General features: G+C 66.5%; 19 protein-coding genes and 1 tRNA gene. 12 read left to right on the forward strand and 8 right to left on the reverse strand.

The window, feature by feature from the left end:
• Window positions 1-2 precede the first annotated feature (2 nt).
• Genes AC2EAL_RS11285 through der form a run of 3 tightly spaced genes read left to right on the forward strand, consistent with a single transcriptional unit; the run spans window position 3 to window position 3576 of the window.
• Complete coding sequence (locus AC2EAL_RS11285; RefSeq protein ID WP_484724313.1) at window positions 3-659, forward strand: hypothetical protein; 657 nt, start codon at window positions 3-5, stop codon at window positions 657-659.
• Between the two features lie 43 nt (window positions 660-702).
• Window positions 703-2058 (forward strand): outer membrane protein assembly factor BamB family protein, encoded by a 1356-nt coding sequence (locus AC2EAL_RS11290; RefSeq protein ID WP_484724314.1) that lies wholly within the window; start codon window positions 703-705, stop codon window positions 2056-2058.
• 48 nt (window positions 2059-2106) lie between these two features.
• Window positions 2107-3576, forward strand: coding sequence for a ribosome biogenesis GTPase Der (gene der, locus AC2EAL_RS11295; RefSeq protein WP_484724315.1), 1470 nt, complete (start codon window positions 2107-2109; stop codon window positions 3574-3576).
• A 40-nt stretch (window positions 3577-3616) separates the two neighbouring features.
• On the opposite strand, the gene AC2EAL_RS11300 is transcribed toward der, so the two are convergent.
• Together AC2EAL_RS11300 and serS are read right to left on the reverse strand one after the other, a co-directional pair.
• Window positions 3617-4333 (reverse strand): hypothetical protein, encoded by a 717-nt coding sequence (locus AC2EAL_RS11300; RefSeq protein WP_484724316.1) that lies wholly within the window; start codon window positions 4331-4333, stop codon window positions 3617-3619.
• Between the two features lie 57 nt (window positions 4334-4390).
• Window positions 4391-5680, reverse strand: coding sequence for a serine--tRNA ligase (gene serS, locus AC2EAL_RS11305; protein ID WP_484724317.1), 1290 nt, complete (start codon window positions 5678-5680; stop codon window positions 4391-4393).
• Window positions 5681-5858: 178 nt separating this feature from the next.
• Between serS and yajC the strand changes: the two genes are divergently transcribed.
• The 4 genes from yajC to AC2EAL_RS11325 are packed head-to-tail and all read left to right on the forward strand — an operon-like array spanning window position 5859 to window position 9214.
• On the forward strand, window positions 5859-6191 hold the full coding sequence (gene yajC / locus AC2EAL_RS11310; protein WP_484724318.1) for a preprotein translocase subunit YajC: 333 nt from the start codon (window positions 5859-5861) through the stop codon (window positions 6189-6191).
• Between the two features lie 7 nt (window positions 6192-6198).
• Window positions 6199-7866 (forward strand): protein translocase subunit SecD, encoded by a 1668-nt coding sequence (gene secD, locus AC2EAL_RS11315; RefSeq protein ID WP_484724319.1) that lies wholly within the window; start codon window positions 6199-6201, stop codon window positions 7864-7866.
• A 15-nt stretch (window positions 7867-7881) separates the two neighbouring features.
• Window positions 7882-8853, forward strand: a complete 972-nt coding sequence (gene secF / locus AC2EAL_RS11320) for a protein translocase subunit SecF (protein WP_484724320.1) — start codon at window positions 7882-7884, stop codon at window positions 8851-8853.
• 4 nt (window positions 8854-8857) lie between these two features.
• Window positions 8858-9214, forward strand: coding sequence for an Mth938-like domain-containing protein (locus AC2EAL_RS11325; RefSeq protein ID WP_484724321.1), 357 nt, complete (start codon window positions 8858-8860; stop codon window positions 9212-9214).
• A gap of 15 nt (window positions 9215-9229) precedes the next feature.
• On the opposite strand, the gene AC2EAL_RS11330 is transcribed toward AC2EAL_RS11325, so the two are convergent.
• Window positions 9230-9306 (reverse strand) — tRNA-Ile (locus AC2EAL_RS11330).
• 181 nt (window positions 9307-9487) lie between these two features.
• Here AC2EAL_RS11330 and AC2EAL_RS11335 point away from each other — a divergent pair.
• The 3 genes from AC2EAL_RS11335 (at window position 9488) to purN (ending at window position 11511) form a co-directional block, all read left to right on the forward strand.
• Window positions 9488-9733: a hypothetical protein gene (locus AC2EAL_RS11335; RefSeq protein ID WP_484724322.1), complete on the forward strand. Its 246-nt coding sequence runs from the start codon at window positions 9488-9490 to the stop codon at window positions 9731-9733.
• A gap of 144 nt (window positions 9734-9877) precedes the next feature.
• Window positions 9878-10924 (forward strand): phosphoribosylformylglycinamidine cyclo-ligase, encoded by a 1047-nt coding sequence (gene purM / locus AC2EAL_RS11340; protein ID WP_484724323.1) that lies wholly within the window; start codon window positions 9878-9880, stop codon window positions 10922-10924.
• Complete coding sequence (gene purN / locus AC2EAL_RS11345) at window positions 10921-11511, forward strand: phosphoribosylglycinamide formyltransferase (protein WP_484724324.1); 591 nt, start codon at window positions 10921-10923, stop codon at window positions 11509-11511. The genes purM and purN overlap by 4 nt, the downstream gene beginning before the upstream one ends.
• Here the strand turns inward: purN and AC2EAL_RS11350 are convergent.
• Window positions 11500-11865 (reverse strand): YbaN family protein, encoded by a 366-nt coding sequence (locus AC2EAL_RS11350; RefSeq protein WP_484724325.1) that lies wholly within the window; start codon window positions 11863-11865, stop codon window positions 11500-11502. The genes purN and AC2EAL_RS11350 overlap by 12 nt on opposite strands.
• Before the next feature lie 135 nt (window positions 11866-12000).
• Between AC2EAL_RS11350 and rnd the strand changes: the two genes are divergently transcribed.
• Window positions 12001-13155, forward strand: coding sequence for a ribonuclease D (gene rnd, locus AC2EAL_RS11355; protein WP_484724326.1), 1155 nt, complete (start codon window positions 12001-12003; stop codon window positions 13153-13155).
• Window positions 13156-13163: 8 nt separating this feature from the next.
• Here rnd and AC2EAL_RS11360 read toward each other — a convergent pair whose 3' ends face one another.
• A complete protein-coding gene (locus tag AC2EAL_RS11360) occupies window positions 13164-14072 on the reverse strand; it encodes a TPM domain-containing protein (RefSeq protein ID WP_484724327.1) in 909 nt (302 codons plus the stop codon).
• A gap of 69 nt (window positions 14073-14141) precedes the next feature.
• A complete protein-coding gene (locus AC2EAL_RS11365) occupies window positions 14142-14600 on the reverse strand; it encodes a hypothetical protein (protein ID WP_484724328.1) in 459 nt (152 codons plus the stop codon).
• A 131-nt stretch (window positions 14601-14731) separates the two neighbouring features.
• Here AC2EAL_RS11365 and AC2EAL_RS11370 point away from each other — a divergent pair, with 131 nt between their 5' ends.
• Window positions 14732-15139 carry a SufE family protein gene (locus AC2EAL_RS11370; protein ID WP_484724329.1) on the forward strand — a complete coding sequence of 136 codons (408 nt, stop codon included), beginning with the start codon at window positions 14732-14734 and terminating at the stop codon, window positions 15137-15139.
• 46 nt (window positions 15140-15185) lie between these two features.
• On the opposite strand, the gene AC2EAL_RS11375 is transcribed toward AC2EAL_RS11370, so the two are convergent.
• Both AC2EAL_RS11375 and AC2EAL_RS11380 read right to left on the reverse strand, forming a co-directional pair.
• Entirely contained in the window at window positions 15186-15527 is a 342-nt protein-coding gene (locus AC2EAL_RS11375) for a DUF427 domain-containing protein (RefSeq protein ID WP_484724330.1), read from the reverse strand.
• 10 nt (window positions 15528-15537) lie between these two features.
• A complete protein-coding gene (locus AC2EAL_RS11380) occupies window positions 15538-17337 on the reverse strand; it encodes an aminopeptidase P family protein (protein ID WP_484724331.1) in 1800 nt (599 codons plus the stop codon).
• Window positions 17338-17346 lie beyond the last annotated feature (9 nt).

Genomic DNA, 17346 nt, shown 5'->3' on the forward strand with positions numbered 1-17346 from the left:
CGTTGAGCAATCCCGACAGCTTCATCGAGGAAGTCACCGAAGAGGTGCGCCGGGATCGGTTGTTCCGTCTGTTCCGCAAGTACGGCTGGATCGGCGTTCTGATCATCCTTGCTCTCGTCGGCGGAACGGCCTGGACCGAATGGACCAAGGCGCGCGATGCGGCCCGGGCCGAGGCCTTCGGTGATGCGCTGATCGACGCGCTGGACCAGGGCACCCCGGACGAACGGCGCGAGGCGCTGGCCGCCGTGCCTTCGGATGCCGATCAGACCGCGATCCTGAACCTGATCCTTGCCTCCGACCCGGCCGAGGACAAGGCCGCCACGCTGGCCGCGCTGGACAAGGTTGCGGCCGATGCCAGCCTGTCGCCGGCCTACCGCGACCTTGCCGTGCTGCGCCGGGTCCTGGTCGCCGGGGCCGACCAGCCCGTCGCCGAGCGCCGCACTGCGCTGGAAGGTATTGCTGTCGCGGGCCGTCCCTACCGGGCTCTTGCCGCTGAACAACTGGCTTACCTCCTCATCGAGGAAGGCAAGACCGACGACGCAATTGCGGCGCTGACGACCCTGCTGCAGGATCAGGAAGCCTCGGGTTCCCTGCGGGCGCGGGCGTCGCAGGTGATCACGGCGCTCGGCGGGACGCTGCCCGACGTCACGGGCGGATGAGACGCAAGATGAGCCAAGCGAAAGGTCCCTTCAGGTGGCAGGCATGAAGTTCAGACAGTTGGGCGGCAGGCTGGTGACCGGTGTCGGGCTCTTGGCGCTTCTGGCCGCCTGCGCCGACAAGGAAGTCATCCTGCAGGGCGAACGCTTCCCGGTCCGCGCTGACCTCGAGGCTTCGATCCCCGTCGAAGGCCAGCCCGCGCCGACCGCGCCCGCGCCTGCGGAAAACCAGTCGGTTGAAATCTCGCTCGGACCGCAGAGCGGCGGCGACTGGACGCACCGCGCCGGGAACGCCCGCCACCTGATGCCGCATGCCGCGCTGTCCTCGGCGCCGCAGCTGGCCTGGTCGGCCAAGGTCGGCGAGGGCTCCAGCCGCAAGAACCGGATCGCGGCCGCGCCCGTGGTGGCCGATGGCCGCATCTTCACCATCGACGCCGGGACGGGCGTGACCGCGACCGGAACCAACGGCGCGACGCTCTGGTCGACCGACCTGACGGCGACCTTCGACAAGGGCGGCGGGCAGTCCGCAGGCGGGCTTGCGACCGCAGGCGGCAAGGTCTTTGCGACCACCGGTTATGGTGAGCTTGTGGCGCTCGACGCGACCTCCGGCGCGGTCCTCTGGCGCCAGCGCGTCGATGCCCCGATCTCGGGCGCGCCCGCAACCGATGGCACTGCCGTCTATGTCTCGGGCCGCGACGGCTCGGCCTGGGCGGTCGATGCCGCCGACGGCAAGGTGATCTGGCAGGTCGTCGGCACCCCCGGCAAGGCGGCCTATGTCGGCACCGCCGCGCCCACCATCGGCGACCGCGCCGTCATCTTCCCCTCGGCGGGCGGCGACCTGATGGCTGTCCTCAAGATCGGCGGCGGCACCAAGGTCTGGCAGGCTTCACTGGCGGGCAAGCGGCTTGGCCGCGCCTATGCCCTGACCGCCGACGTGACCGGCGACGCCGTCATCGCGGGCAAGACCCTATTCGCAGGCTCTGGCGCAGGCCGTACGGTCGCCATGTCCGCCTCCTCGGGCGAACGCATCTGGTCCGCCGGCGAAGGTGCCCTGGGCCCCGTCGCCGTCGCGGGCGGCTCGCTCTTCCTGGTGAACGATGAGGCCCGCCTCGTCCGCCTGAACGCCGAAACCGGCGAGACCATCTGGTCGGTCGAAATGCCCTATTTCACCAACGACAAGATCAAGCGCCGCAAGGGCATCTATGCCCATTACGGGCCGGTCCTTGCCGGGGGCCGGATCATCGTCGTCTCCTCCGACGGCCTGCTGCGCGCCTTCGATCCGGTGAACGGCAACCTTGTCCACACTGCCGAAATCCCCGGCGGGGCCGCAGCACAGCCTGCCGTGGCCGGTGGCACGCTCTATGTCGTCGGCGGCAACGGCCAACTTCACGCTTTCCGTTAGCGCAAAGCCCGTGTAAGGCAGGCGCTTCGCTGATGCCGGACACCTGAGATGACCTTTACCCTCGCCATCGTGGGCCGCCCCAATGTGGGGAAATCGACGCTCTTCAACCGGCTCGTCGGCCGCAAGCTTGCGCTTGTCGACGACCAGCCCGGCGTGACCCGCGACCTGCGCGAGGGCGATGCCAAGCTCTTCGACCTCCGTTTCACCGTGATCGACACCGCCGGTCTGGAAGAAGTCACCGACGACTCCCTGCAAGGCCGGATGCGCCGCCTGACCGAGCGCGCCGTCGACATGGCAGATGTCTGCCTGTTCCTGATCGACGGGCGCGTGGGCGTTACCCCCTCGGACGAGGTCTTCGCCGACATCCTGCGGAAGAAGGCCGCCCGCGTTCTGTTGGGCGTCAACAAGGCCGAAGGCAAGGCGGGCGACAGCGGCGCGCTTGAAGCCTACTCCCTCGGCCTCGGCGAACCGATCCGCCTCTCCGCCGAACACGGCGAGGGGATGGACGACCTCTACCGCGCGCTCAAGCCCTTCGAGGAAGAATTCGCCCCCCGCGAAGCTGAGATGCTGCCCGAGGCCGACATCGACATCTCGGAAGAAGACGCCGAGCTGGAGGCGGACGAGAACGCCCACAAGCCCACCGCGCAGAAACCCCTCCAGATCGCCGTCATCGGTCGCCCGAACGCCGGAAAATCCACGCTGATCAACAAGATCCTCGGCACCGACCGGATGCTCACGGGGCCGGAGGCCGGGATCACCCGCGACGCCATCTCGGTCCGCGCCGACTGGCAGGGCACCCCGATCCGCATCTGGGACACCGCCGGCATGCGCAAGAAGGCCAAGGTGGTCGAAAAGCTTGAAAAGCTCTCCGTCGCCGACGGCCTCCGCGCCGTGCGCTTTGCCGAGGTTGTCGTCGTCCTCCTCGACGTCGAGATCCCGTTCGAGGTGCAGGACCTCCGCATCGCCGACTTCGCCGAAACCGAAGGCCGCGCGGTTGTGGTCGCCGTCAACAAATGGGACCTCGAGGACGACAAGCAGGAAAAGCTCGCCGAGCTGAAGGAGATGTTCGAACGCCTCCTCCCGCAGCTGCGCGGCGCGCCGCTGGTCACTGTCAGCGCCAAGACGGGCAAAGGCCTCGACCGCCTGCACGACGCGATCCTCAAGGCGCATGACGTCTGGAACCGCCGCATCCCCACCGCCAAGCTGAACACCTGGCTGGGCGCCATGACCGAGGCGCACCCGCCGCCAGCCCCTGGCGGGCACCGGATCAAGCTGCGCTACATGACCCAAGCGAAGACCCGGCCGCCGGGCTTCATGATCAAGTGCTCGCGGCCGGACGAGCTGCCGGAAAGCTACAAGCGCTATCTGGTCAACGGGCTGCGCGACCATTTCGATATGCCGGGCACGCCAATCCGCCTGTTTCTGCGTTCACAGGGCGACCAGAACCCGTGGAAGGAGCGCAAGTTCCACACGCCGTCGCGCCTGCGGAAGCACAAGGAAAAGAACATCGGCGATTAAGCCCAAGAATTTTAAGTAAAATTCTTGTCAAATTCCTTACTCAAGGAATTTGGCTCCGCCGCCACAGCCAGCCCGCCGCAAGCAGCACCAGCGCCGCAATCCCCAGCGCGACCCAAGCGACCAGGGTACCGCTGCCCCAGTTGGCCACGACGACGCCCACCAGCGCCCAGACCACGGTCAGCGAATAGACCGGCATCCGGGCTTTGCGCGACTGGATCAGCGGCACCAGGATCAGGATCGCGCCCAGCATGTCAAAGGCCGCCTCGTCGTTCGCGGTGTAACCGTAACCGGTCAAGAGAATGCCCGTCGACACCAGCGAGGCCGCCGTCACCCAGCCCGCAAAGATCGCCAGCGGCGCGGACAGAAGCCAACGGTCCGGCTCGGTCGGGGCCCGCAGGAACGCCGTGATCGCCGCCGCCGCCATCACCAGGATCACCGCCGTCGCCCAGACCGGGCTCGCCCCGGCAATCGCCAGCCACACCGTCCCAAGCACCAGCGCCACCAGCAGCGCAGGCCGCACCCGGACCCAGGCCGGATCGTCCTGCCGCTTCCAAAGCCCGTAGCCCGCGTGGGCGATCAGCCACAGATAGATCACCGACCAGATGGCAAAGGCATAACCCGCAGGCTGGATCGCGTGCCGCGCGACCTCGACCGGGAACTGCCCGGGCCGGTAGCCGGCGAAGGGTGGGGTCACGAAGGGCGCCACCGCGAAAGCGAGCGTGGCAAGAAACAGGATCAGCGCAAGCGATCGGGTCATTCCGGGCTCCGTGGCGGCAAGGCAGGGTAAACCCCAGCCCTGCCAATGGGTTCCCGGTCAGACAAGCTGGCCTTGCGCCGTGATCCGGGTCTTGCCTCCAAGATAGGGCACCAGCGCCGCGGGCAAGGTCACCGAGCCATCGGCCTCTTGCCCGTTCTCCAGCACCGCGATCAGGCAGCGCCCTACAGCCAGGCCCGACCCGTTCAGCGTCGCCACGAACTCAGGTCTACCGCCCGCAGGCCGATACCGCGCATTCATCCGCCGCGCCTGGAACTGGCCGCAGGTCGAGACCGACGAAATCTCGCGGAAGGTGTTCTGCCCGGGCAGCCAGACTTCCAGGTCATGCGTCTTCTGCGCGCCGAATCCCATGTCTCCGGTGCAAAGGACGATGGTTCGGTAGGGCAGCCCCAGCCGCTCCAGAACGGCTTCAGCGCACTTGGTCATTCTTTCGTGTTCGGCCAGTGCGGTTTCCGGCGTGCAGATCGTCACCATCTCGACCTTTTCGAACTGGTGCTGCCGCAACATGCCCGTCGTGTCTTTGCCCGCGCTGCCCGCCTCGGACCGGAAGCAATGCGTATGCGCGGTCAACCGGATCGGCAGGGCGCTTTCCTCGAGGATGTCCCCCGCGACCGAATTGGTCAGCGTGACTTCCGAGGTCGGGATCAGCCACCAGCCGTTCGTGGTCTGATAGCTGTCCTCGGCGAACTTCGGCAGCTGGTTGGTGCCATACATGGCATCCTCTTTGACCAAGACAGGAGTCCAGGTCTCCGCCAGCCCGTGCTCGCCAGTGTGCATATCCAGCATGAACTGGGCCAGCGCCCGGTGCACCCGCGCCACCGCGCCGCGCAGCACCACGAAGCGGCTGCCCGAAAGCTTCGCTGCCGTCGGGAAGTCCAACCCGTCCTTCGCCGCGGGAATGTCGAAATGTTCCAACGGCTTGAAGTCCATGACCCGAGGCGTCCCCCAGCGCCGGATCTCCACGTTCCCGCTTTCGTCCGGCCCCTCGGGCACCTCGTCCAGGGGCAGGTTTGCGATCCGCATCAGCGCGTCCCGTAGCCGAGCATCCTCGGCCCCCGCCTCCTCGGTCAGCCGCGCCCCTTCGGCCTTCTTCTCGGCCACCAGCGCCCGCAGGCGTTCGAACTCGGCGTTGTCCCCGCGCGCCTTCGCAGCCCCCACATCCTTCGACGCAGCATTCTGCGCCGCAGCCGCCGTCTCGGCCGCCAGGATCTTCGCCCGCCGCGCCTCGTCGATTGCCAGAAGCTCTGCCGACATCGGCGCCAATCCACGACGCGACAGCGCGGCGTCGAACGCAGCGGGGTTTTCGCGGATGAAGCGGATGTCGTGCATGGTCGGGCCTCGTTGACGGATACGCCGGCGCTTATGCCCCATTCCGCCGCAAGGGGGAAGCCACCGCCCGCCCCTCGATCCGCGTGCGCCCTCTGGCAAAGCGCCGCGAAAGGCCTTACATCACCCGACAATCGCAAAGGGGGGCAGGGACCCCTCGGCCCTGCAGGAAAGGATCATCATGTTCGTCACCCCCGCCTTCGCCCAGGACGCCGCAGCCGCCCCCGGCGGCGCTGCCGTCTTCGCCCAGTTCCTGCCGATCATCCTGATCTTCGTGATCTTCTACTTCCTGCTCATCCGCCCGCAGCAGAAGAAGATAAAGGAACACCGCGCTATGGTCGACGCGCTTCGCCGCGGGGACGAGGTCATCACCTCAGGGGGCATCATCGGCAAGGTGTCGAAGGTCCAGGACGACGGCAAGGTCGAGGTCGAGATCGCCGAGGGCGTCAAGGTCAAGGTCGTCAGGCACACCATCACCACTGTGCTGAACAAGACCGAACCCGCGACGAACTGAGCCCATCATGGAATCGATGGCGCTGTGGAAGCGCGTTCTCATCCTTCTGGTCTGCGCCTGGGGCATTCTCGCTGCGATCCCTAACCTGTTCTACGCGCAGGTCGAACGCCACAACGACGCCGCCGCCGCCATCGAAGCCGCCGGGGGCACCGCGACCCCCGAACAGACTGCTGCCCTGGCCGAATGGCCGGGCTTCCTGCCCTCGGCCCTGATGAACCTTGGCCTCGACCTTCGGGGCGGGGCGCATCTTCTGGCCGAGGTTCAGGTCGAGGATGTCTACAAGACCCGGATGGATGGCCTCTGGCCCGAAGTCCGCGATACCCTTCGCGACCTGCGCGACCAGGTCGGCGCCGTCCGCCGCGCACCCTCGCCCGACGATGTCCTCCGCGTGACGATCTCGAACCCCGAGGGCATGCAGGCCGCGCTTGAAGCGGTCCGCGCCCTGGGCTCCAGCGTCGTCACCCTGACCGGGATCGGCGAAAGCACCATCGACGTGACCTCCGAGGGCAACGACATCGTCGTCCGCCTGTCCGAGGCCGAACAGCAGGCCACCGACCAGCGCACGATCCAGCAGTCGCTGGAAATCATCCGCCGCCGCGTGGACGAGGCAGGGACCCGCGAACCGACGATCCAGCGCCAGGGCGAAGACCGCATCCTGATCCAGGTCCCCGGCATCGGCTCGGCACGGGAACTGCAGATTCTGATCGGCCAGACCGCACAGCTGACCTTCAACGCCGTCGTCAGCCGCACCACCGACGCCGGCGCCAATCCGGGCCCGCGCAACGCGCTTCTGGCGTCCATGGACGAAGAGGGCGTCTACTACATCGTCGAACAGACGCCCGTCGTCTCGGGCGAGGATCTGGTCGATGCCCAGCCCTCGTTTGACCAGAACGGCCAGCCCGCCGTCAGCTTCCGCTTCGACACCACCGGCGCGCGTGCCTTCGGCGACTACACCGCCGCCAACATCGGCGCGCCCTTTGCCATCGTACTCGACGACGAGGTGATCTCGGCCCCGGTCATTCAAAGCCACATCCCGGGCGGCTCGGGCATCATCACCGGCAATTTCACCGTCGAGGAAGCGTCACGCCTTGCAGTGCTCCTCCGCGCCGGCGCCCTTCCGGCCGAGATGACGTTCCTCGAAGAACGCACCATCGGCCCTGAGCTTGGCCAGGACTCGATCGAAGCCGGCCGCACCGCTGCGCTGATCGGCATGGTCGCGGTCACCATCTACCTCATCGCCTGCTACGGCATGTTCGGCGTCTTCGCCAATATCGCGCTGGCCATCAACATCGCGCTGATCATGGCGGTCCTGTCTGCCATCGGCGCGACGCTCACCCTTCCCGGCATCGCCGGCATCGTCCTGACCATGGGGATGGCGGTCGACGCCAACGTCCTGATCTTCGAACGAATGCGCGAGGAAATCCGTGCCGGTGCCAACCCGCGCCGGGTGGTGGAGCAGGGCTTCGACCGCGCATTTTCGGCGATCATGGACTCGAACGTGACCGGCCTTCTGACGGCGATTATCATGTTCTGGCTTGGCTCCGGCCCGGTGCGCGGCTTTGCGGTGACCCTTGGCCTTGGGATCATTACCTCGATGTTCACCGCCGTCTACGTAACCCGCCTGATTGTCGAGACCTACATCGACTGGAAGCGTCCCAAGACGCTCGTGGTCTGACCGGAGGATATGGAAATGGCCTGGCGCCTGCGGCTGGTTCCCGAAAAGACCAACATCAACTTCTTCGCCATCCAGTGGCTTACCTTCGGCACCTCGCTCTTCGCCATGCTGGCCTCGTTGGTGCTGATCTTCACCATGGGGCTGAACTTCGGCATCGACTTCCGGGGCGGGACCACGATCCGCACCGAATCCACCATGGCAGTGGACGTGGGCGTCTACCGTGAGGCGCTCTCAACCATCGACGCGGGCGACGTGTCGATCACCGAGGTTTTCGACCCCTCGTTCCGCGACGACCAGCATGTCGCGATGATCCGGCTTTCCGCCCGCGAGGGCGAGGAATCGGTGACACCCGAGGTCATCGCCCAGGTCGAGGCCGCGCTGCAGGCCGTCGATCCCGCGATCACCTTTCCATCCGTCGAATCCGTCGGGCCGAAGGTCAGCCAGGAACTGATCGTTTCGGCGCTCCTCGCCGTTCTTGCGGGCGCAGTCGGCATCCTGGCCTATGTCTGGATCCGTTTCGAATGGCAGTTCGCCGTGGGCACCGTGGCCGCGCTGATCCACGACGTGCTGGTCACGGTGGGCATCTTTGCCCTCTTCCAGATCAAGTTCGACCTGACCATCGTCGCGGCCCTCCTGACGATCCTCGGCTATTCGGTGAACGATACCGTCGTCATCTTCGACCGCCTGCGCGAGAACCTCGCCAAGTACAAACAGATGCCCCTGCGCGAGATGATGAACCTCACCGCGAACGAGACTCTGTCGCGCACGATCATGACGGCGTCCACCACCTTCATCTCGCTCCTCGTGCTCTTCATCTTCGGTGGCGACGTGATCCGCGGCTTCGTCTTCGCGATGCTTCTGGGCGTGGTCCTTGGCACCTATTCGACGCTTTACATGGCCAAGAACATCGTCCTGATGCTGGGCATCGACCGCAGCGACAAGACGAAGAAGCCGGGCAAGGGCGAATTCGCCAACGTCGACGCCTAAGCAAATGCGCCTGACCGAAGTCACTTACGGTTCGGCCAAGGCGATCGAGGGCTACGGCCCCGGCTTCTTCCGCGTGGCCGGGCACGTCCTGCGGGGGCCGTGCCTCATCACGCCCTGGGACGCCGGTCCCTGGGGCGGCTATGACGACACCGCCGCGCCGCTTAGCCTTGCGGACAAGATCGACGTCCTGTTCGTCGGCACCGGCAGCAGCATTGCCCATGTCCCCCACGCTTTCCGCGAGGCGCTGGAAGGACAGGGAATCGGGGTCGAAGTCATGGCCTCACCCACCGCCGCCCGGACCTACAACGTCCTTCTCGGCGAAGGCCGCCGCGTCGCCGTTGCGCTGATTCCGGTCGACTGAGGCCCGCGGAAGCAGTGGTAGGCCCGGAGGGACTCGAACCCCCAACCAAGGCGTTATGAGCGCCCTGCTCTAACCAATTGAGCTACAGGCCCGTAGCGGACCCTGCCTAGCAGACTCGCCGCGCCGGTCAAGCCAAAGCCTGGTTTCGACACAGCCGCAGGCCTGCTAGACTGGTCCCGGGAGTAGTGAGTAAGGGGAGAAAAAAACATGTCGAAGGTAACTTCGATTCTATTCTGCTTTGCAATTATCTGTGCACTTGCCAATACCGCTGCCTTGGCCAACGGCGACCACACCGACGAACCGCCAGCTGCGCCTCCACCACCGCCCGCGCCGACGCCGACGCCTCCGCCAGGCGAAAACATTACTGGCGGAGGTGGCGGCGATTCTGGGCTTCTGCTGCTTGTCCTGCTTGGTGCCGTGGTCCTTGGCGTGGGCGCGCGCGCCAACCCCGTTGAACTTGGCGCGCCGGTCATCCTGGACGACGACCTGGAATCAGGGGCCGGTACCGGCAAGTATTAGCGGTTCCGCTGGCCAAGCATCCCCCGTGGTCGGGCCCCCGTCCACACGCCCTTTCGGGGCGCAAGACCGTTTACGCCTGCAGTTGCCGCCGCTAGCCAACTGGTGTAGCGGACGGGCGGAACCGGCTGCTGAAGGGAAAGCGACATGGCGACAGGGCACAACGGTCTGACCTATGCCGATGCGGGCGTGGACATCGACGCCGGGAACGCCCTTGTCGACCGGATCAAGCCCGCCGCCAAGTCGACGAACCGCCCTGGAGTGATGGGCGGCCTCGGCGGCTTCGGCGCGCTGTTCGACCTCAAGGCCGCGGGCTACCAGGATCCGATCCTGGTGGCCGCGACCGACGGCGTCGGCACGAAACTCCGTATCGCCATCGACACCGGTCACGTTGACACCATCGGCATCGACCTTGTCGCCATGTGCGTGAACGACCTGGTCTGCCAGGGGGCAGAGCCCTTGTTCTTCCTCGACTACTTCGCCACTGGCAAGCTGCAGGTCGAGGAAGCCACGCGCATCATCACCGGCATCGCCAAGGGCTGCGCCGACTCTGGCTGTGCCCTGATCGGGGGCGAGACGGCCGAGATGCCGGGCATGTACCACAAGGGCGACTTCGACCTTGCCGGTTTCGCGGTCGGCGCGATGGAGCGTGGCCAGGACCTGCCGCGCGATGTAAGACAAGGCGACGTCCTCCTCGGCCTTTCGTCCAGCGGCGTCCATTCCAACGGCTACAGCTTCGTGCGCAAGGTGGTGGAGCTTTCCGGCCTCGGCTGGGATGCGCCCTCGCCCTTCTCCGAAGGCACCCTCGGCCAGGCCCTCCTCACCCCCACCCGCCTCTACGTGAAACAGGCCCTCGCCGCCGTTCGTGCGGGTGGCGTCCACGGCCTTGCCCACATCACTGGCGGCGGGCTGACGGAAAACCCACCGCGCGTCCTGCCCGAAGGTCTCGCCTGCGAGATCGACCTCGGGTCGTGGCAACTGCCCCCGGTGTTCCGTTGGCTCGCCGCAACCGCGAACATGTCAGAACCCGAGCTTCTCAAGACCTTCAACTGCGGCATCGGCATGATCCTCGTCGTCGCCGAAGACCGCGCGGAGGCCCTCAGCGAACTCCTTCAGGCGGCAGGCGAGACCGTCACCCTGCTTGGCCGGATCGTCGAAGGGCAGGGGGTCATCTACAAGGGCAAGCTCCTGTGAAGCGCGTCGCCATCCTGATTTCCGGGGGTGGCTCGAACATGCTGGCGCTTCTCCGCGACATGAGGCAGGGCGGTTACGCCGAACCCGTCCTCGTCGCCTCGAACGACCCCACCGCCGGGGGGCTGGCGAAAGCCGCCGCACAAGGCGTTCCCACCGCCGCCTTCGACCACCGCCCCTTCGGCAAGGACCGCCCGGCCTTCGAGGCCGCCCTAGCCCACCAGATCGACGCTGCCCGTCCCGACATCCTCTGCCTCGCAGGCTTCATGCGCATCCTGACCCCCGGCTTCATCCGGCGCTACGAAGGCCGGATGCTCAACATCCACCCCTCGCTTCTGCCGAAGTACCCCGGCCTCCACACCCACGCCCGCGCCCTTGCCGCAGGCGATACGGAAGCAGGCTGCACCGTCCACGAAGTCACCGCCGAACTGGACGCAGGCCCCATCCTCGGCCAGGCGCGTGTGCCCGTCCTGCCCGGCGATACCGAGGATACCCTCGCCGCCCGCGTGCTGACCCTGGAACACCAGCTCTATCCACAGGTTCTCCGCCGCTTCGTCGCAGGCGACCGCACGCCAGTCCTACTCCCCTGACGGCCCGTCTGGCCGCGTCAGCACGAACCCCGCGCCTACGGCCATCAGCGTGACCTGCGCCAGCAGCAATTGCCAGGGCGCCCCGGCCGCCACCGAGCCCACCAGCACCGCCGCCATGCTGCCCACAGCCAGCCGCTTGGCCGGGCGCGAGATCGCCCCGTTCTCCTGCCAGTTCCGGATCGGTGGCCCAAAGGTCGGATGGCCCAGCAGCCAGCCATGCAGCCGGGGCGAGGATTTGGCGAAACACCCCGCCGCCAGCAGCAGGAACGGCGTCGTCGGCAGGACCGGCAGCACCACGCCCAGCAGGCCCAGCCCCAGGAAGAACCCGCCCAATGCCAGCCAGATGCCCCGCATCGCTCCTCCGCGTTGCGGCAACAAGCGCACGTCCGCCCGGGAACCTCAACCCCGCCTCTTCCCTTTTCCCGCGGCCAGGCCTATAGCGGCGCGGATACCGGTGCGGGATGACCCCGCGAACGAAAGGCTGCACCCATGCGCACGATCACCACGACCGAAGACCTTGCCGCCTATTGCGCGCTTGCCAAGTCCCAGCCCTTCGTCACCATCGACACCGAGTTTCTCCGCGAACGCACCTACTGGTCCAAGCTCTGCCTGATCCAGATGGCATTGCCCGGGGCAGGCGAGGCGGTCCTTATCGACCCGATCGAAGGGCCGGAGATGTCGCTGGAACCGCTCTACGACCTCTTCAGCCATGAAGACACGGTCAAGGTCTTCCACGCCGCCCGCCAGGACCTGGAAATCTTTTTCGTCGAAGGCGGGGTCTTCCCCAAGCCCCTGTTCGACACCCAGGTCGCAGCCATGGTCTGCGGTTTCGGCGAACAGGTGGGGTATGAAACCCTGGTCAAGAAGATCGCCCGGGCCGACCTCGACAAGACCTCGCGCTTCACCGACTGGTCGCGGCGTCCCTTGTCCGAGGCACAGAAGGAATACGCGCTGGCCGATGTGACCCACCTGCGCGTCATCTACGAATGGCTGGCCGCGCAACTGAACAAGAACGGACGCGCCGACTGGGTGGCCGAGGAACTGGCGATCCTGACCGACCCGGCGACCTACACCATCCACCCGGACGAGGCCTGGCAGCGGATCAAGACCCGCACCACCTCGGGCCGCTTCCTGGCCGTCGTAAAGGCGCTGGCCCGCTTCCGCGAAGCCTATGCCCAAGGCCAGAACGTGCCGCGCAGCCGGGTGATGAAGGACGACGCGCTTCTGGAACTCGCCTCGACCCGCCCCACCACGCCCGAGGAACTGGGCCGCTCCCGCCTTCTCCTCCGCGAAGGCCGCAAGCCCGAGATCGCTGAAGGCATCCTTGCCGCGGTGAAGGAAGGGCTTGAGATGAAGCCCGAGGACATGCCGAAGGTTGACCACTCGCGCGAACAGATGCAGGTGAACCCCGCACTCGCCGACCTTCTGCGCGTGCTTCTCAAGGCCAAGTCGGAAAGCCTGGGCGTCGCCCCCCGCCTCATCGCCTCATCGGCCGAGCTTGACCAGATCGCAGCCGGTGACCGTGACGTCCCCGCCCTCAACGGCTGGCGGCGCGAAGCTTTCGGCGACGACGCGATGCGGCTTTGCAAGGGCGAGATCGCGCTCTCGGCCAAGGGGAACGAGGTTCGGGTGGTCCGGCTGTAACACTGGCCCTACCACCGCCCCGAGGCACCTCCGCCCGAAGACCTTCCGCCGCCAAAGCCACCCGACGATCCGCCGCCACCGCCTGACGAGCTGCTGTCCCTCTTGGCCGCGATCGTATAGGGCCGCTCGGCGCTATAGCCGCAGGACGGGCAGTGCAGGTACTGGATCCCGTTTCCGGAACTGTAGCGCGTCGCGTGGTTGATGACCTCGTTCCGTCTGGTCAGCGTAGGCTGGCCGCATTGCGGGCAGCGCACATAGGCAGCCCAGGCGGCCTTGCCGGCAAAAATCAGGCCCGTGGCCCCGCCGACCACGCCCAGCCCGATCAGGACCGTCCGCACCAGATCGCCCAGCCCCACCCATTCGCCCTTGACGAAAGGCTCGATGATCCGCTCCCGCGTCGCCAGGATACCTTCGGTGATGCCCTCTGCCATCAGCCGTTCCCGGAACTGCGGCAGCATCGCCGTGTCGATCACCTCTTGCGCGCGGGCGTTGTAGGCCCTGGCATAGCCCGCCCCCAGCTCGATCCGGGTCTCCCGCGTGCCGGGGACGACCAGGATCATGATCCCGTCATTGCGCGCCCGGTCGCCGACGCCCCACTGGTTGAACAGCGCCGTGGCATAGGCTTCCAGCGTCTTGCCCCAGCCGCCATGGTCGCTGATCCGGTCCATCGTCACCACGACGACATGGACCCCTGTCTCCTCCCGGATGTCGCGCAACAGGGTCGCGATCCCGGCTTCCTGGGGTGCAGGCAGGATCTCGGCAAAATCCGAAACCGTATCGCTGCGCGGGCCGGGCATGATCTCGGCCCAGGCCATCACCGGCAAGAACAGCAGCACCCAGAACAGCCTGATGACACGCATGTCCGACCCCACCACAGGATACCGCGCCCAGCGCCAGCGGCCGGGCGCAGCCGCCATCATGCACCATTGCGCGCCAGAATTCAGTCCGGGAAACCGGACCACAGCCTTTGGGCCCGGACCACTGCCCTAACGGCTTGCGGAACGCGCGTTCGTCGCGCCCTGCACCACGATCTCGCGCACGTTCTGCAGCTTGACGTCGGAAATGTAGATCGCCACGTCGACCTGCCGCGATTGCGGCGTGTTGACGTCGGTCTGCTTCACGGGCGGGAAGACCCGAAACTCATAGACCAGGGTCCCGCCTTCGGTCACCGGCTGCGGCACAAGCTCTGCCTGCCAGTAGCCCTGCACCGGCATTTGCCCGCGCGCCCGCACGATGGCCCCGCCCGGGATCGGCTCGACCACCAGCGACAGGACCTCTGCCGCAAGCCCCCGTCCGTCTTCCTTGGCGTCCGGCAGCACGATCGTCTCGCGCGGCTCGGATTTGCGGAACCAGTTGAACGGGTTCAACCGGCTTTCCCGCATACCGCCGCATCCCGCAAGCGCGACGGCAAGACCTAGGACAACGTGACGGCGGGACAGGGACATGGGGCAAGCTTCCTGATACGTTGCCCCTTGGGTAGCCGATGGCACCGCGTTTGAAAAGCGCTTCTCACCGCCCCGGGGCTGGACCTTTCCGCCACCGCGCCTTACCTCAGCGGCAGGGCAGGGAGACAGCCATGGCCACCGCCGCCTTTGAAGAGATCGCCGAAACCTTCGACTTCCTGGATGACTGGGAGGACCGCTATCGCCATGTCATCGAACTGGGCAAGGCGATGCCGCCGCTGGACGACAGCTTCAAGGTCCCCGCGCTGAAGGTGCAGGGCTGTGCGAGCCAGGTCTGGCTGCGCCCGATGATCGACGGCGGACGCTTCGACTTTCAGGGCGACTCGGACGCGATGATCGTGCGTGGCCTGATTGCCGTCTTGCACGCGCTTTACTCCGGCGTGCCCGTGGCCGAGGTCGGCAAGATCGACGCCACGGCCGAGCTTGGCCGCCTGGGTCTGAACGAACACCTGTCCTCGCAGCGTTCGAACGGTCTGCGCGCCATGGTGCAGCGGATCAGGGAAGAGGCCGCCAAGGCGTGATGAGGAAAAGTGGATTCCGGTTTTCCTCACCAATCACGCGGCCTGTCTAGTCGCGCGTGACGAGGACCCGGTCGGGGTAAAAGGCCAGATGGCCCGCGATCGCCTCGACCCCTTCTTTCGGTTCCTCGTAAGACCAGACCGCATTGGCCAGCATCCCGAAGTCGCCCTTGATCGAAAAGTAACTCGCCTTGCCCTTCCACGGGCACGAGGTCGCATGACGCGTGGCGACCAGGCGGCTCATGTCGATATCCTCGCGCGGGACATAGATCACCGGGCGATAGGTGCCTTCCTTCAACTCCAATGCCCGCTCGCTGCGTCCGATGACGGTGGACCCCGCCGTCACTGTGACCGGGCCGTCGACCGGCGTGATCGTGATGTGGTTGGCCATGACACACTCCCTACAAAGGGGCGCAGGCGTCCCTCAACCAGTCCAGCGTAGCACCGGAAACGCGGCTGCCAAGCTTTTCCAGCACGTCCGCATGGTAACGATCCAGCCAACGCCGCTCTGCAGGAGAAAGCTCTTCAACCAGGATCAACCGGCGGTCGAAGGGGACATAGGTCAGCGTCTCGAAGGCCAGCTGCGCCCGGTTGTCGCCAAGCGCCGGGGCCTCCTGAACCACGATCAGATTCTCCAGCCGGATGCCAAAGGCGCCCTCACGGTAATAGCCCGGCTCGTTCGACAGGATCATCCCCGGCTCCAGCGGAACCTCCGAAATCCGGCTGATCCGCTGCGGCCCCTCATGCACCGACAGGAAGGCCCCCACGCCATGCCCCGTTCCGTGGTCATAATCCTGCCCCGCGACCCACAGGTTGAACCTTGCGAGCGCGTCGATGTCCCGCCCCGGCAGGCCCTTCGGGAACCTGACCCGGCTGATCGCGATCAAGCCTTGCAGGACCCGAGTATAGCACTCCCGCGCTTCCTGCCCCGGATCGCCCACCGCCACGGTCCGGGTGATATCCGTCGTCCCGTCCAGATACTGCGCCCCGGAATCGACCAGGAGGAGCTCGTTCTGCGCCACGGGCCGGTTCGTTTCCTCGGTCACGCGGTAATGCATGATGGCCCCGTTCGGCCCCGCGCCGCAGATCGTGTCAAAGCTGATGTCATGCAGCGCATTCGTCGCCCGCCGGAATCCCTCCAGCGCCTGCACCACGGAAATCTCGGTCAGCCCGCCACTGGGCGAAGCCTCGTCCAGCCAGCGCAGGAATTCCACCATCGCCGCCCCATCGCGCAAGTGCGCCTCGCGCGTGGCCGCGATCTCGGCTGCGTTCTTGCAGGCCTTGGGCAGGCGGCAGGGATCATCGCCCCAGATCACCTCCACCCCCGCAGCCTTCAGGATGTCCGACACCGCCAGCGGGGCCTGCGCCTTGTCCACCCGCACCGGCCCGGCCAGGCCGTTTAACGCCTCGCCGAACTCCTCCACCGGACGCACCGTGACCCCGTCCCCCAAATGCGCCCGCACCGCCTCATCCAGCTTGGCCGGATTGACGAACAGCTCCACTCGCGCGTCGTCGTGAAGCACCGCAAACCCATGCAGCACCGGGTTCTTCGGCACATCCGCCCCCCGGATATTCAACAGCCAGCAGAGCGAATCCGGCAACGTCACCACCGCCGCCATTTGCCCCGCCTTGCGCAGCCCCTCGGCCAGCCGCGCCCGCTTGGCCTCATGGCTCTCCCCGGCCAGTTCCACCGGATGCACAAAGGCCTTTCCGAACGGAGCCGCAGGCTGATCCGGCCAGATTGCATCCACCGGATTTTCGCTGACAGGATAAAAAGTTACGCCCGTTCCCTCAAGCGCCGTCTGAAGTCGCGCGATCTCGTCCGCGGTGTGCAGCCAGGGGTCGAACCCCACCCGTCCCGTCGCCAGCTTCTCCTTCACCCACTCCCCAGGCTTCACTTCGGGCCAGGAAACCGGCGTATAGACCGAAAGGTCCACCTGAGCCTTCACCTGCGTCCGATATCGCCCGTCGATGAACACCCCCGCCACGTCCGGCAACACGATGCAAAACCCGGCCGACCCGGTAAACCCCGTCAGCCACTGCAACCGCTCATCCCGCGCCGCGACATACTCGCCCTGGTGCACATCCGACCGCGGCACGATGAAGCCCGAAAGCCCCAGTGCCGCCAGCCGCTCCCGCAGCGCGCGCAAACGGGGAGGCCCCTGGTCCGGCGACGCATGGCTGTCAAAGGTCTGGAACATCAGGACATC

This window comes from Tabrizicola sp. T74 (genome assembly GCF_057219935.1).

What these genes read in the sequence shown, in the direction of transcription:
- yajC (WP_484724318.1), top strand. Translation starts at nt 5,859, where the DNA reads ATGTTCGTCACCCCCGCCTTCGCCCAGGACGCCGCAGCCGCCCCCGGC.
- AC2EAL_RS11300 (WP_484724316.1), bottom strand. Translation starts at nt 4,333, where the DNA reads ATGACCCGATCGCTTGCGCTGATCCTGTTTCTTGCCACGCTCGCTTTC.
- secF (WP_484724320.1), top strand. Translation starts at nt 7,882, where the DNA reads ATGGCCTGGCGCCTGCGGCTGGTTCCCGAAAAGACCAACATCAACTTC.
- AC2EAL_RS11370 (WP_484724329.1), top strand. Translation starts at nt 14,732, where the DNA reads ATGGCCACCGCCGCCTTTGAAGAGATCGCCGAAACCTTCGACTTCCTG.
- AC2EAL_RS11380 (WP_484724331.1), bottom strand. Translation starts at nt 17,337, where the DNA reads ATGTTCCAGACCTTTGACAGCCATGCGTCGCCGGACCAGGGGCCTCCC.
- AC2EAL_RS11365 (WP_484724328.1), bottom strand. Translation starts at nt 14,600, where the DNA reads ATGTCCCTGTCCCGCCGTCACGTTGTCCTAGGTCTTGCCGTCGCGCTT.
- purM (WP_484724323.1), top strand. Translation starts at nt 9,878, where the DNA reads ATGGCGACAGGGCACAACGGTCTGACCTATGCCGATGCGGGCGTGGAC.
- rnd (WP_484724326.1), top strand. Translation starts at nt 12,001, where the DNA reads ATGCGCACGATCACCACGACCGAAGACCTTGCCGCCTATTGCGCGCTT.
- AC2EAL_RS11290 (WP_484724314.1), top strand. Translation starts at nt 703, where the DNA reads ATGAAGTTCAGACAGTTGGGCGGCAGGCTGGTGACCGGTGTCGGGCTC.
- AC2EAL_RS11360 (WP_484724327.1), bottom strand. Translation starts at nt 14,072, where the DNA reads ATGGCGGCTGCGCCCGGCCGCTGGCGCTGGGCGCGGTATCCTGTGGTG.
- AC2EAL_RS11325 (WP_484724321.1), top strand. Translation starts at nt 8,858, where the DNA reads ATGCGCCTGACCGAAGTCACTTACGGTTCGGCCAAGGCGATCGAGGGC.
- serS (WP_484724317.1), bottom strand. Translation starts at nt 5,680, where the DNA reads ATGCACGACATCCGCTTCATCCGCGAAAACCCCGCTGCGTTCGACGCC.
- der (WP_484724315.1), top strand. Translation starts at nt 2,107, where the DNA reads ATGACCTTTACCCTCGCCATCGTGGGCCGCCCCAATGTGGGGAAATCG.
- AC2EAL_RS11350 (WP_484724325.1), bottom strand. Translation starts at nt 11,865, where the DNA reads ATGCGGGGCATCTGGCTGGCATTGGGCGGGTTCTTCCTGGGGCTGGGC.
- AC2EAL_RS11375 (WP_484724330.1), bottom strand. Translation starts at nt 15,527, where the DNA reads ATGGCCAACCACATCACGATCACGCCGGTCGACGGCCCGGTCACAGTG.
- secD (WP_484724319.1), top strand. Translation starts at nt 6,199, where the DNA reads ATGGAATCGATGGCGCTGTGGAAGCGCGTTCTCATCCTTCTGGTCTGC.